The following is a 13,995-nucleotide window of genomic DNA, read 5'->3' on the forward strand; positions in this document are numbered from 1 at the left end:
CGAAGGAGACGCCGCCCGAGAACCAGAGCTCCGCCGGGATGACGGAGTGGAGCAAGTAAATAATGTCGGGACAAATCAAGGCTCCAAAATGAAAAATCGTGCTCTAATCGCTTCCGCAATACTGATCGCGGTAGCGGGACTTTTCTGGATGCTCTATCCGACTTCGTTTAAATCTGAGTTAAAGACTTTCTTGCCCATTCCTCAAGAGTCGTACGAAGAAGTTAGACGCAGTGCGATTGATTTTTCGAAGGAGGTCGACGCAAAAGGGGTTCGCCTTAGCGTGGGCTCTGATCCGGATGCGCCATTTCAGTTTTTCTGCGGCGACGTGCCGTTGCTGCTTGTGAATAATGGATCTATCGCATTGACGGTTAACATAATGGCGAACTCAGACGAGCGCGCTCCGGAACTTAGGAGGTTTCGAGAGGAGATGTTGCGGAAGTTCACCCCGGCTGGCGGCCCGTTGGAAACCGCCCGGAAGATTGAGCAACCTCGTGGATTAGAGGCTTTTATGCTCAAATATCGTGATGGAATTGATGTTTCCAAACACTGCAGATAGATACGGAGGATCAAAGCAGTGCACTACCCGACGCTGGGGATGCAGCAGCCGGAGTATAGGTCGGTCAGGGGCTTCGATAGGTGCCGAAACGGATCTTCACAGTTCCATCGACCACGTTGATGACCCCGATCTCCTGAGGGCCGAACTCCACCACCGCCGGCCAGGAGTGCTTGAACCCCAGCGGCCATGCTGGTGTATTCAGGGTGTGCCACGTCGCGCCCTTGTCCTGGCTCCAGCTGACTTCGTTGAAGCACGAGGTCATGAACATCGTTCCACTCTGGGTGGCCATGACATGCGGGCCGCAGCGCTGGTCGGCAACAGGAGTTCCGAGGCCGTCCGCCCAGGTACGGCCATCCGCTGAAGTCTTGTACGACACCGGGCACTGCGGGTCCTCACCGCAGGTCTCCAATACCATCAGGTAGCCGCCGCCGGGGCGATGCGTCATCACCGGCATACCGGGGCGGAGCAGTCCGCCACCGGGCTGGCGCGCGATGGTGGCAGGCTTGCCCCAGGTGCGACCGCCGTCCGTTGATATCTGCTGCGACACCACCTGGTTGTAGGACGGGGTTTCATCTGCGCGCGTTTCGTCGGCGTACACCACGGAGAGGCTGCCGTCGTCGAGCTGCGTGAATACCGGTTCCCACACTCCGCGGTCTTTGCGGCCGGCAGGCTTTTCGTTACGTGTCATGGTGCTCAGGAAGGTCCATGAGGCACCCTGGTCATCGCTGGCGTAAACGTTCAAGCGATAGGACACACCGTCGATCAGCGACCGCATGCCCAGCAGCACCCGCCCGTCCGGCAGCACGAACAGTTCACCATTGTCGAGCTTGCGTTTGGGCTCGCTCAGCTTTGAAAGCGGCTTCCATGTGCGGGCGTTGTCCGCGCTGGCCGACACCTGCAGCGTGGTAGTGTCGCCACCGGGGTAATGCGTGGTGACGGCCAGCCAACGACCATCCGGCAGTCGCGCCAGGCGACCCCAGCCGGCATTCTCTGCATCGACCGTAACCGTATCGGTCCAGGTTACCTCGATGGCCAACGCAGGCAGGGCACTGAGCAGCAGCGACGCGGCGATCAACGCACGTGACGCACCCTTCGTGAGCGGGTTCAGGTCGGTCATGCGCATGCTCCTCACCAGTAAGTTGCGTACAGGGCAACGAGGATCGCCAGCACCGCCAAGGAGGCGATGTTGAACGACGGCGCAGTGGCATAGCCGACATCGTCGGTACGGATACGGTCACGCGCACCGGTGGCCGGGGTCGCCAGTGCCACCCCCACGCCCAGCAACAGAGTGGCCAGGAACACCACGCCCATGCGGTCCAGGAACGGCAGCGACGGCCAGGCCAGCTTGAAGACCAGCGAGAGCACGAACGAGCCGACTGCCGCAGCCAAGGCGCCTGCTTCGTTGGCGCGCTTCCAGAACAGGCCCAGCAGGAAGATCACCACGATGCCCGGAGTGAAGAAACCGGTGAACTCCTGGATGTATTGGAAGCCCTGGTCGAACCCGCCCAGCAGCGGGCGTGCGGTCAGTACGGCCACCACAATCGACAGGGATGCAGCGATGCGTCCCACCCGCACCAGCTTGGCCTGCGACGCCTCCGGTGCACGCTTGGCATAGAAATCCAGGGTGAAGATGGTGGCCACCGAATTGATCTTGGATGCCAGCGAGGCAACGATGGCCGCCACCAGTGCCGCGAACACCAGACCCAGGATGCCGCTGGGCAGCAGGCCGAGCATGGTCGGGTAGGCGGCGTCCGGGCGTTGCAGGTTCGGGGCCAGCATCACTGCGGCGATGCCGGGCACCACCACAATCGCCGGAATCAGCAGCTTCAGGAATGCAGCGAACACCACGCCCTTCTGCGCTTCCTGCAGGCTCTTGGCGGCCAGGGCGCGCTGGATGATGTACTGGTTGAAGCCCCAGTAGCTGAGGTTGGCGATCCACATGCCGCCCAGCAGAACCGACAGGCCCGGCAGGTCCTTGTAGAACGGGTTGTCCTTGCTGAGGATCATCTCGAAGCGTTCGGGATGCTGCTGCCACAGCTGCATGAAGCCGTCGGCAACATTGCCGTCGCCGATCTTGCCGAGGGTGATGAAGGTCACCAGCAGGCCACCCAGTACCAGCAGGCAGACCTGCACGATGTCGGTGAGTGCCACCGCCTTTAGCCCACCATACAACTGGTAGGCCAGTGCGAAGGCACCCAGCAATACCAGCGCCACATCCTGGTTCAAGCCTGCAACCCCGGCAATGGCGATGGAGCCCAGCCACAGGATCGAAGTGAGGTTGACAAAGACATACAAGCCCAGCCAGAACACCGCCATGACCGTGCGGATGCGGTTGCCGTAGCGTTCCTCCAGGAACTGCGGCATGGTGGTGATGCCGTTGCGCAGGAAGATCGGCAGGAACCATTTGCCGACGATGAGCAGGGTAAGGGCGGCCATCCATTCGTACGAGGCAATGGCCAGCCCGATCGCGTAGCCCGAGCCGGACATGCCGATGATCTGTTCGGCAGAAATGTTGGCGGCAATCAGCGAGGCACCAATCGCCCACCAAGGCAGGCTGCGGCTGGCCAGGAAGTAGTCCTGGGCGGACTTCTGCTGGCCGGCTTTCTCGCGCGAGACCCACTGCGCCAGGATGAAGATGCCTGCCAGGTAGGCCAGCACGATGGTGATATCAAGCGTGGAAAGGCTCATGCAATCTCCGCGGTGGATCCGCGCTGTGGGCGGGGCGGCAAGGTGTCGGGGTTGCCGGCGAAGCGGGGCTCCGGGAGCCCGGCAATGCCGGAGTCGAAGGCAAGCAGGTGGCCTGCCAGTGGGTCGCGTGCACGCGCGAGGTCATCCAGACCGTCGTGGGCGCTGGTGATGTAGAGGGTTTGGCGCGCGTTGCCGCCAAACACCGGCCGGGTGGGTTGGCTGACCGGCATGCGAAGCGAGCGGTCCTCGGTGCCGTCCCGGCGGTAACGGACCACGCGTGCATCGCCCCAGCGGGCATTCCAGAGGAAGCCCTCGGCGTCGATGGCGCTGCCGTCGGGCTCACCCGGTTCGTGTCGCAGGTCGGTGAACAGCCGCGCGGAAGCGGGTGTGTCCCCGTAGTCGCACTGCAGGATCTGCTTCTGTAGCGAATCGCAGAAGTACATCGTGTCGCCGGTGGGACTGAAGGCGATGCTGTTGGAGATGGCGACCGTGGGAAGCGGCAGGACCTCCAGGCTCAGGTCCGCGTTGAGGCGGAGGAAAGGGGCGACCGGCTGTTTCGGGCCTTCGGTGGGCTCGTGGAGCATGCCGAAGACAAAGCGGCCGCGGCGGTCACAGGCACCATCGTTGGCACGGCAATCTGGTTGGACTTTCACCGGTAGCGCCGGCCGTTGGCCGGCATCGCGCGGAGCCCGGTTCGCCGAGGGCCGGCCAACGGCCGGCGCTACCGGGTCACGCAGGTCATGCAGATCATGGATGTACCGGAATTCACCACGCTCCACATGAAAGAAAGCCAGGCGCGAAGCGAGCGCAAGCAACAACCAGCCGTCGGCCTCGCACAAGGCGAGGGCAGCAAGGCGCTCGGGCATGGGCCAGCGGGCAACGTTGCCGTCCGCCGGTCGGTAGCGCCACAACTGCGACTGCGCGATGTCGGTCCAGTACACGACCTCTTCGCGGTCGCACCACAGGACACCTTCGCCCAGCGTGTTGCCAGCGGGGACGGCCACTGTCACCGGGTCGCTCACACCCACCCCCCGTCCACGATGAAGTCCTGACCAGTACACATGCGGCTGTCGTCGGCGGCTAGGAACAGCGCTGCCCGCGCGAGGTCGTCCGCACGCAGATAGCCCGGAAGGCACTGCGAGCGGCGCAGCTGGGCTTCGCCTTCCGCATCCAGCCACAGCCGCTGCTGCTTCTCGGTGATGACCCAGCCGGGCACCAGCGCGTTGATGCGGATGGCGTCCTGACCCAACTCGCGGGCAAGACCGTTCACCAGGCCATGCACAGCTGATTTGGCCATCGCATACATGGGGTAGCCGCTGTTCTTGATCATCCAGCCAGTGGAGCCCAGGCAGATGATGGAGCCGCCGCCGAGTGCCTTCATGTCCGGCACCAGGGCCTGGATGGCGAAGTACTGGTGGCGGAGATTGACCGCCACGCTGCGTTCGAAATCGGCGGTGGTTGTATCGGCCAGCGCGTGGCGTACGTCATTGGCGGCATTGTTGACCAGTACCGAGAACGGCCCCGTCAACCGGCGACCTTCCTCGATTGCGGCCTGCAGGGCACCAATATCGGTGACGTCGCAGTGCAGGTAATGGAGTGGGGTGGCGACGTCTTTCAGATGCTCCTGCAGGGCAGCCGCGCCCGCATCGTCGATATCGAGGAACACCACCTTCGCACCCTGCCGGGCGAAGTGTTCAACAAATGCCGCGCCAATGCCGGTGGCACCACCGGTCACCAGCACCGTGCGGTTGTGCAAGCTGGGGTATATGGTCATGGCCATTGCTGCGCTCACCACTCGGCCACGCTGCCATCGGCATGTCGCCAGATGGGATTGCGCCAGCGGTGGCCTTCAGCGGCACGCTCGTCCACGTAGGCCTGGTTGATCTCGATACCCAGGCCCGGGCCGCCGGGAATCGTGACGAAGCCATCCTGGTAGTCGAACGGAGAGCGGTCCACCAGATAATCCAGCAGGTCGTTGCTGGCGTTGTAATGGATGCCCAGGCTCTGTTCCTGGATGAAGGCGTTGTAGCAGACCGCATCCAGCTGCAGATTGGCGGCCAATGCGATAGGACCCAGCGGGCAGTGCAGGGCCAGGGCGACGTCGTGGGCTTCGGCCATCGCCGCAATCTTGCGGGTTTCGGTGATGCCGCCAGCATGCGATGGATCCGGCTGGATGATGTCCACGCCGCCGGTCTGCAGTACGCGCTTGAAATCGAACCGCGAATAAAGGCGCTCACCCAAGGCAATCGGGGCGGGGGAGAGGGCCGCCAGTTCCGGAATGCATTCCAGGTGTTCAGACAGGACGGGTTCTTCAATGAACATCAAACCGAACGGGCTGAGCTCGCGCATCAGCACCTTCGCCATCGGCTTGTGCACACGTCCATGGAAGTCCACTGCCAGGCCCACGCCGGGGCCGACCGCATCACGTACCGCCTGTACGTTTTCCAGTACTTTCGTGACCTTGTCGTGGGTATCGACGAACTGCACTTCCTCGGTGGCGTTCATCTTCACTCCGGTGAAGCCGCGTGACACCGCCTCCTTGGCCGCGCGGGCGGTGTCGGCGGGCCGGTCGCCGCCGATCCACGAGTACACGCGGATGCGCTCGCGCACCGGTCCGCCGAGCAGGCTGTGCACGGGCACGCCCAGTGCCTTGCCATGGATGTCCCACAGCGCCTGGTCCAGGCCCGCAAGCGCGCTCATCAGGATCGGGCCGCCGCGATAGAAGCCGCCGCGGTACAGCACGTTCCAGTGATCCTCGATGTGTCGCGGATCCTTGCCGATCAGGTAATCGGACAGTTCCTCGACGGCGGCCGCCACGGTGTGCGCGCGGCCTTCAACAATGGGTTCACCCCAGCCGCTGATGCCGGCATCGGTGTCAATACGGACGAAGAGCCAACGTGGGGACACCTTGTAGGTGGTGATGGCAGTGATTTTCATGCGGGGGAATCCGTGAGGGGAGCGTTCCAGGCGTCGATGAAGGCGCGCGCGCGGCGTGCCACTTCATCAGCAGGCGTCTTGGGGGCATACAGCGCGGAACCGATGCCGAAACCGGCGGCACCGGCGTGGCGGTAGACCGCCATGCGTTCCGGGGTGATGCCGCCCACCGGCAGCAGTGGCGTGCCCTTGGGCAGCACGCTGGACCAGGCTTTCAGTACCGGGGGCGGCAGTTGTTCGGCCGGAAACATCTTCAGTGCGTCGGCTCCGGCGCGCAGCGCGGCGAAGGCTTCGGTGGGGGTGGCCACGCCCGGTGTGCAGCGCAGCTCTTTTGCGTGCGCGTGGGCAATCACGTCCACGTCCGCATGCGGCATCACGATGATGCGGCCACCAGCGCTGGCCACGTCGTCCACCTGTGCGGTGGTAAGCACGGTGCCGGCACCGATCAGGCAGCGGTCACCGAGCTGTCTGGCCAGCAGCTCAATACTTTCCAGCGGCTGTGGCGAGTTCAGCGGCACTTCCAGAATGTGGAAGCCGGCGTCGGCCAGTGCGGCACCGATGGCCGGTGCCTCCTGCGGGGTGAGCCCGCGCAGGATGGCAACCAATGGGAGGGGTTGCATCCAGGCGGCGCTCATGGGGTTTCCTCTAGCGTTGGGACTTCTTGGAAGCGCGTGTACCCTTCAGGTTGGCGCGGGAGTCGGCAATCATGTCCAGCATGGCGGCACGCGCCGCCTCCGGCTGCTTCAGCCGGATGGCGTCGTACACGTCGAAGTGACGCGGCAGCGAGTACTTGAAGTCCTTCGCGGTCTGCGCCGAGAGCAGGAAGAACGTGCCCAGCGCGGCGTCGATCACCGAGAACAGCGACGCCAGCAGTTCGTTGTTGGTGGCCTCCAGCACGCTCTCGTGAAAGGCCAGGTCGGCCTTGGCCCAGGCATCCTGGTCGGGCGCATCGGCCATGGCCTGATAGGCCGCCTTGATTTTCGCCAGCTGCGCGGGCGAACGACGCTCCGCTGCCGAAGCGGCCGCGGCCGGCTCGATCACCTCGCGCATCTCCACCAGCTTCTCCACGAAGTCCTGGGTCGGCATCAATGCACAGCGCCATGCCAGGATGTCGCTGTCCAGCTGTTTCCAGTGACGCGGCTCGCGCACCCGCGAACCGGTCTTCTGCTTCGTTTCGATCAGCCCCTTGGAGCCGAGCACCTTCAGCCCCTCGCGCAGTGCCGACCGGCTGACCGACAGGGTCTGCGCCAGTGTTTCTTCCTTGGGCAGGAATTCGCCCGGCTGAAGCGCGCCACTGATGATCCGCTGCCCGATCTCCTGGGCGACCTGGTCGTACAGATTGCGTACCTCGATCCGTTTCACTGGTGCCCCTTTGGCGTGGCGCTCCGCAAAGCGCGGTCACTCCTATTATCCGACAAAAGGGCGAGGGTAGGGGCGCGACGATGTTCAGGTGGTTTGTCATTACAGTTTGAACCGGAAGCCCAGGCCGAAGGTCTTGTCCTGGTAACGGATGTCGCGCGGGCGCGAGTCGCCGCTACCCCAGAACTGATGCAGGTTGTTGCCCAGCAGGTTGGTGGCGGAAAGCACCACGGTCGTGCGCGGGGTCATGTCGTAGCTGACCGAGAAGTCCAGCGAGCTGGCCGGCTCGACCTGATCTTCGGTCCCGGCCACGGTGGGCTGGGTGAAGAAGTCGATGTAGCGGCTGCGGTAGCCGTAGGCCAGACGGGCGGACAGCCCGAAGTTCTCGTAGAACAGCACCGCGTTGTAGTTGTTCTTGGAGACGTTCTGCAGCGGTCGCGAGATGACCGGGCCGCCGATGAACTCCGGCGACTTGGTGTCGCCCTCGATGTAGGTGTAGTTGAACTGCGCACCCAGGCCGCTCCAGGCACCGGGCAGGAAATCGAAGGTCTGCTGGTAGGCGAACTCGACACCCTGCAGGTGGCCACTGCCGGCACTCTGCGGAGACGACAGTTCGTAGTCTTCGCCGGCAATGACCACATTGGTGATGTAGTTCTGGATGTAGCCGTCAATATCGCGGTAGAAGATCCCGGCGCTCATGTAGCCCACTGGCGAGAAATACCACTCCAGCGACATGTCGTAGTTGGTCGACTCGATCGGGCTCAGGTCCGGATTGCCGCTGCTGGCTGCGCCGGCGCGGTTGACCGTGCCCGGGTTCAGCGAGATTGACGGATTGAGCGCGCCGAAGTCGGGGTAGCTGAGGGTCTTGGCGGCCAGCACGCGCAGCTGCCATTCCTCGTTGAAATGCAGGTTCAGGCTGGCGTTGGGCAGCGTGTTGGTGTCTTTGGTTTCGCGGGTGATGGCGCTGTAGATGCCGGTGCTGGCATCGAACGAATAGGCATTCAATTCGCGTTTGATCTGTTCCGCGCGCACGCCGACCAGGCCATCCACGCGCAGGCCGAACAGATCGAAGTCATACCTGGTCTGCAGGTAACCGGCGGACTTGCGTTCCTGGATGTCGAAGAAGCGGCCGGGATTCTCCTGGGCCAGCCCCGCCGGCAGGCCGTAGTAGGCACGCAGTTCGTCGGCGTTGCCGATCAGATAGTCGTAGCAGGGAGTGAGGAACGACTGGCTGAGCGCCGAGTTGCCCTGCTTGGTGCAGAAGAAGCTGTTGGCCGGGAACAGGCCGACTACCTGGTTGGCCGGATTGGGCGTGGCCGTGATGTTGCCGGTGCCTGCGCCGCCCGGGGGCGGCGTGTTGATTTCCACGCTGCCCTTGGCGCTGGCATTGCGGTCTGCGTAGCGCAGGCCGAACTGGATGTTGGCGATCGGGCCATCCAGGAACTCGAACACGCCGTCGCCGCGCCAGCTGTTCTCCTCGCCGCGCGACTCGCCCCAGGTCTGGAACAGGCCGTTGAGGTAGAAGCGCGACGGATCCATGGCGGGCTCGCCGGCCAGGTACCAGTTCTGGTGTTTGCCCGAGGTCCCGTCCCACACAGTGGTGATCGGGCCGCTCAGGAATGTGTCGATGATGAAGTTCTCGTCCCGGTAGTAGCCCGACGTGCGCGCCACTTCCGTGGACAGCCGCAGCTGGTCTCCGCGCCATTTGAAGCCCAGCGCGTTCTGGATGTCCTGGCCGCGCTGTTTGTGTGCCTGGGTGCTGCTGGCAGCGTAGGTGTCACCGGTCCAGGAACCGCTGGTGGCGTCGCAGATGGTCTGGCCTTCGAGGGGACCTGCCAGCTGGTTGGCGTAGCAGTTGCTGCCGACCTGCAGGCTGCTCGGCGGCACCACCCCGACCGGGAAGCTGAACAGGAAAGCCTGGTCGTAGTTGTCACGCACATAGTCGTACAGACCTTCGACGTAGACCTCGGTGCTTTCGGTCGGCTTCCACTGCAGGGCGTAGTTGAACGAGCTGCGGTCACGGTCGCCGTGGTTGTAGTTGGTGCCCCAGCCATTCGGTGCGGCGATCAGGTTGCCCGCATCAGTACGCATGGGCGTGCCATCCGGGTTCTCCAGTACCTTCGGGAAGTCGCCCCAGACGGCATCGTATTCGTAGCGTTTGCCGATGTAACCGAAGTTGACCATCGCGCCGATCTCACCGGCGTCGGTGTCCCAGCGGTTGCTCAGCATCAGGCTCGCGGACGGGTCGACATCGCCGCTGTATTTGCTGTGGGTGCCGGTGGCGGTGCCGGCAATCTCCAGCCCGTCGAAGTCGAGGGGACGGCGCAGCTGGATGTCCACCAGCCCGGCGATGCCGCCGAGCGGCAGGCTGGCCTCGCTGCTCTTGTAGACGTTCAGGCTCTTGATCGCGGTCGCCGGCAGGTTCTGGAACGCATAGCCACGGCCGGAGCTGCTGAAGATTTCGCGGCCGTTGAGCGTGCTGATCACATTGGGCAGGCCACGAATCACCACGCCGGTGGTTTCGCCCTGGTTGCCCTGGGCAATCTGCACGCCGGTGACACGCTGCAGCGCGTCGGCCACGCTGTTGTCCGGCAGCTTGCCGATGTCCTCGGCAACGATGGAATCGACCACCATGGCCGCCTCCTGCTTGATTGTCTGGGCAGTCTCCAGACTCTGGCGCAACGCGGTCACCGTGACCGTGTCCAGGTCGACGGCGGTCTGCTGCCCGGAAGGCTGCGGTTGTGCAGTGGCCGCACCCGTTTCCTGTGCCTGCGCGAAGGCGGGCAGGGCAAGTGCGGACACAATGGCCAGGGAAAGCAGGGTGCGGGATGAACTACGGGTCATGTCGGTCTCTCCGGATTCCGGAAAACGAGCGCGGTTGGGTGCTCCGCCCTCGAGCGAGGGCGGAGGGGGCAGGTATCAGAAAGCAGGCACGTTCTTGCGCGGGGTCTTGGCGAGGTTGCGGAACAGCTCCGCCTCGCGGGCCCGGTAGGGCGTGCCGTCGGTGTGCAGCAGGTCGTGGAACCACACGGTCGGCGGCTCCATGGTGTAAGGGCGCTGCCAGCTGTCCCACGGGAAGCGGGTCTGGATGGCACCGTCGACGAAGCCCCAGTTGATCATGCCGATGTTCTCGCGACGGGCGATCGGCAGGATGGTGTCCACATTGGAACCATTGCCACGTGCCAGCCATTCGGTGCAGATCAGCGGACGGCCATACTTGCGCAGCTGGGCAATACGGGAAACAAAGGCTTCCGGTTGTTCGTAGTTGTGGAAGGTGATCACATCGGACTGCTCCAGCTGGGTGCGCTGGATGGACGTGAGCGAGGCCGCGCCCGGCGACCAGTCGTCACCGATCCACACACCGCTGGTCAGCGGCTGCGCCGGTTTCTTCGCACGCGCCCAGTCAAAGATCTTCGGCAGCAGTTCGGCAATGCGTTCCTGCTCACCCTTCAGCTGCTTGTCCATGTAGTTGCCGCCGCCAGGGTTGTCCGGCTCGTTCCACAGGTCCCACGCAAGCACGCGCTTGTCGTTGGCGAAGTGACCGATCACACCTTCCACATAGGCCTGGAAGTGCGCATCGTTGGCGCGATCCACCAGCATGTGCCGGCTGGGGCTCTGCACCCAACCGGAGTTGTGCACGCCGGGAATCGGTCGGCGCTGTGCGCCCAGTACCGGGTCCGGGTCCCAGCAGCTGTCGAACAGCACCAGCATCGGCTTGATGCCGTGCTTCTCGGCGATGCTGAGGAAGGTATCGACCCGCTTCAGCAGGCCCTGCGGATCCTGCTGCCAGAGCAGGTCATGCAGGTACACGCGCATCGTGTTCATGCCGAACTGCTGCTTGGCCCAACCCAGTTCGCGGTCGATCGCGGCCGGGTCGAAGGTCTCAGCCTGGAACATTTCCAGCTGGTTGATGGCATTGGAGGTGGTGTAGTTCGCACCGACCAGCCACTCCTGCTTCGCATACCAGGCATCGGCTTCGGCCGGGGTCCAGCGCGCTGCATCGTTTGCCTGTGCCAGGGGGGCCACGGCGAGCATCGTCGCCAGCAAGGGGGTAAGCCACTTACGCATGAGGTGCATCTCCTTCAGTCATGAGCTGCCCGTCCCGGTGGCTACCGGGAGTCGGGCATTGCGTGTCAGGTCATGGGGCCGGTGCGCGGACCGGCGATCATTGCGTGCGCGCGATCAGCGACGCTTCGGGGTCTGTCGATCCGTCGAGAAGTCGTAGACGATGCGATTCAGATACGTCTCGCCCGGTGCCAGTCGTCCTGATCCAAACGCCGGCTGATTGGGCGTGTCCGGGAACAGCTGCGGTTCCAGCGCGATGGCATCACCCTGGCGGTACACGCGGCCGCTCTTGCCGACGGTGCTGCCGTCCAGGAAGTTGCCGGAATAGAACTGCAGGCCGGGCTGGGTGGAACTCAACACCATCACCCGGCCCGAGCGTGGGTCGTGCACGCGGGCCACTTCGCGCAGTTCGCGCGAAGGGGTCTTGCTGATCACGAAGTTGTGGTCATAGCCTTGGCCGATCAGCAACTGCGGCTCGTCGCCCCGGCGCAGGTCGCGACCGATCGGCTTGGCGGTGCGGAAGTCGAACACTGTGCCGTCCACCGGCTGCAGAACACCGGTAGGAATCAGGGTGGCATCCACCGGGGTGTAGGCACCGGCGGGAATGGTCAGCTCATGTTCCATTGCAGAACCAGAACCTTCGCCGGACAGATTCCAGTACGCGTGGTTGCTGAGGTTGACGATGGTCGGGGCGTCGGTGGTGGCGCTGTAGTCGATCTCCAGCCGGCCATTACCCTTCAACGCATAAGTGGCGGTGACGGTGAGCGTGCCCGGGAAGCCCTGGTCTCCATCCGGGCTGACATGCTGCAGCGTGGCGTGGTCGGCGGTGGCTTCGACCACTTTCCAGACCACTTTGTCGAATCCGCGCTTGCCGCCATGCAGTGCATTTACGCCGTTGTTGACCGGCACCTGGTAGGTCTTGCCGTCCAGAGTAAAGCGGCCCTTGGCAATGCGGTTGGCGAACCGGCCCACGATGGTGCCGAAGTACTGCGGATTGTCCAGCGTCGCCTGCAGGTTGCGGTCGCCAAGCAGCACATCGGCGTACTTGCCATCACGATCCGGCACTTCGAGCGAGTGCAGGGCGGCACCGAGGGTGATCACCCGTGCCTGCATGCCGCTGCCGTCGCGCAGCAGGATCGATTCCACCTGCGTGCCATCCGCTGTTTTCCCGATCACGGTGCGCTCCTGTGCGCCTGCCGTCCCCACCGCAGAAAGCGCCAACATGCCAATCAACCCTGCAGCCTTTCCCTTCCCAGAAAGCATGGCGCCAGACCCCTCTCGATGTCGTGGAGCGTACAAAAACATATAATCAGACAATACGCACGTTGCGACGCAGCAAGCGCTGTGGGCCAATCGCTCAGCGCACAGGGCAGGCCATCGCATGGATCGCTGAAAAGCCTCGTACCACAGCGTCCGCAGAGGCCACTGCCTGTGATGCAACCCCCAGTTCGTCAAGCGCGGCCTGATACATCAGTGTCACGGGCCCCGACCCAACCACCGGTAGCGCCGGCCGTTGGCCGGCCCACGCACCACCTTCCCCAAGCGCGGGAAACAGCGCCATCGCATCCTTGATTTCCGCGCCCACCAACACCCCACGCAGATACGAGCTGGAGTCAACGCGCGGCAACATCCCCCGAATCACCCGCGCCCGCACCCCGAACAGCAACGCCCCCAAGCCCAGCGCCCCCGCGGCTCCAATCCGCACCCCCTCCATGAATGCCGTCCCGACAACGCCAGGCCCCTCCAGCACGGACGCCAGCAATCCACCGCCCGCCAGCCGATCAAACAGTTCCCCTGACATCGCGGTCATGAAACTTTCCACTCGCCCCGCACGCAGCTGTATCCACTTGGTGTGGGTACCGGGCAGGGCGACGATGGCGTCGGGACCAATGGCACCGCCGCTGAGCAGTCCCAGTAGTTCCGTCTCTTCACCGCGCATCACATCGGGCGCGCCATCGACAGCCCGCACACAGGCCATGCCCGGCACGATGCGCAACTCCAGGCTGCCGACCCGGGTGGCCACCAGTCGCTGCGCAACGGTTTCCGCACCTGCAGGACATTCCACATAGCCTGCGTCCACCCAGCCCACGTTCGAGCCGATCATGCCCGCCGCATAGGCACGCGCGGCCTTCGGCCAGCGCGCCCGGATGCTGTCCGCAGCGATGATCATGCCGTCGCGCGACAACGTGGCCACGCCTGCGGGTTCTTCGTGTGTGTCGAGCAACCGGCCATCCGCGGCGATCAGATACGCCCGCAGGTTCGAGCTGCCCCAGTTGATGCCTATGATGTTGTCAGTACGGTGATGCGGCATGACCCCTCCTCAGACGAACGGCAGCTGTTGCCTATTGTCTGATTATATGTTTTGGTGGCGAGCGCCTGGCAAGCCTGCCGGT

Annotated in this window: 12 protein-coding genes; 1 reads left to right on the forward strand and 11 read right to left on the reverse strand. The window is 63.9% G+C overall.

Translation table 11 applies throughout. The features are described 5' to 3' along the window. The first annotated feature begins 46 nt into the window (after positions 1 to 46). Positions 47 to 556 carry a hypothetical protein gene (locus EGJ34_RS00635; RefSeq protein ID WP_125358062.1) on the forward strand — a complete coding sequence of 170 codons (510 nt, stop codon included), beginning with the start codon at positions 47 to 49 and terminating at the stop codon, positions 554 to 556. Positions 557 to 620: 64 nt separating this feature from the next. Here EGJ34_RS00635 and EGJ34_RS00640 read toward each other — a convergent pair whose 3' ends face one another. From EGJ34_RS00640 to EGJ34_RS00690, 11 genes are all read right to left on the reverse strand, one after another. Next, the gene (locus EGJ34_RS00640) at positions 621 to 1,673 is read right to left on the reverse strand and encodes a sialidase family protein (protein WP_185750019.1); all 1,053 of its coding nucleotides are present in this window, start codon (positions 1,671 to 1,673) and stop codon (positions 621 to 623) included. An 11-nt stretch (positions 1,674 to 1,684) separates the two neighbouring features. Next, on the reverse strand, positions 1,685 to 3,244 hold the full coding sequence (locus EGJ34_RS00645) for a sodium/sugar symporter (protein WP_125358066.1): 1,560 nt from the start codon (positions 3,242 to 3,244) through the stop codon (positions 1,685 to 1,687). Beyond that, positions 3,241 to 4,248 carry an SMP-30/gluconolactonase/LRE family protein gene (locus EGJ34_RS00650; protein ID WP_260476858.1) on the reverse strand — a complete coding sequence of 336 codons (1,008 nt, stop codon included), beginning with the start codon at positions 4,246 to 4,248 and terminating at the stop codon, positions 3,241 to 3,243. Before EGJ34_RS00650 ends, EGJ34_RS00645 begins: the two co-directional genes overlap by 4 nt. A gap of 14 nt (positions 4,249 to 4,262) precedes the next feature. Then, positions 4,263 to 5,018 (reverse strand): SDR family oxidoreductase, encoded by a 756-nt coding sequence (locus tag EGJ34_RS00655; RefSeq protein WP_260476859.1) that lies wholly within the window; start codon positions 5,016 to 5,018, stop codon positions 4,263 to 4,265. A 14-nt stretch (positions 5,019 to 5,032) separates the two neighbouring features. Then, complete coding sequence (gene dgoD, locus EGJ34_RS00660) at positions 5,033 to 6,181, reverse strand: galactonate dehydratase (RefSeq protein WP_125358072.1); 1,149 nt, start codon at positions 6,179 to 6,181, stop codon at positions 5,033 to 5,035. Beyond that, on the reverse strand, positions 6,178 to 6,813 hold the full coding sequence (locus EGJ34_RS00665; RefSeq protein ID WP_125358074.1) for a 2-dehydro-3-deoxy-6-phosphogalactonate aldolase: 636 nt from the start codon (positions 6,811 to 6,813) through the stop codon (positions 6,178 to 6,180). Before EGJ34_RS00665 ends, dgoD begins: the two co-directional genes overlap by 4 nt. A 10-nt stretch (positions 6,814 to 6,823) precedes the next feature. Further along, a complete protein-coding gene (locus EGJ34_RS00670) occupies positions 6,824 to 7,540 on the reverse strand; it encodes a FadR/GntR family transcriptional regulator (protein WP_125358076.1) in 717 nt (238 codons plus the stop codon). Positions 7,541 to 7,639: 99 nt separating this feature from the next. Beyond that, a complete protein-coding gene (locus tag EGJ34_RS00675) occupies positions 7,640 to 10,381 on the reverse strand; it encodes a TonB-dependent receptor (RefSeq protein WP_125358078.1) in 2,742 nt (913 codons plus the stop codon). Positions 10,382 to 10,456: 75 nt separating this feature from the next. Continuing rightward, on the reverse strand, positions 10,457 to 11,605 hold the full coding sequence (locus EGJ34_RS00680) for a cellulase family glycosylhydrolase (protein ID WP_125358080.1): 1,149 nt from the start codon (positions 11,603 to 11,605) through the stop codon (positions 10,457 to 10,459). Positions 11,606 to 11,719: 114 nt separating this feature from the next. Further along, positions 11,720 to 12,778 (reverse strand): aldose epimerase family protein, encoded by a 1,059-nt coding sequence (locus EGJ34_RS00685; protein ID WP_260476860.1) that lies wholly within the window; start codon positions 12,776 to 12,778, stop codon positions 11,720 to 11,722. Positions 12,779 to 12,959: 181 nt separating this feature from the next. Beyond that, positions 12,960 to 13,913 carry a 2-dehydro-3-deoxygalactonokinase gene (locus tag EGJ34_RS00690; protein ID WP_125358084.1) on the reverse strand — a complete coding sequence of 318 codons (954 nt, stop codon included), beginning with the start codon at positions 13,911 to 13,913 and terminating at the stop codon, positions 12,960 to 12,962. Between the last annotated feature and the right edge of the window lie 82 nt (positions 13,914 to 13,995).

The organism is Stenotrophomonas sp. 278 (genome assembly GCF_003935715.1).
GTDB classification, from domain to species: domain Bacteria; phylum Pseudomonadota; class Gammaproteobacteria; order Xanthomonadales; family Xanthomonadaceae; genus Stenotrophomonas; species Stenotrophomonas maltophilia_AH.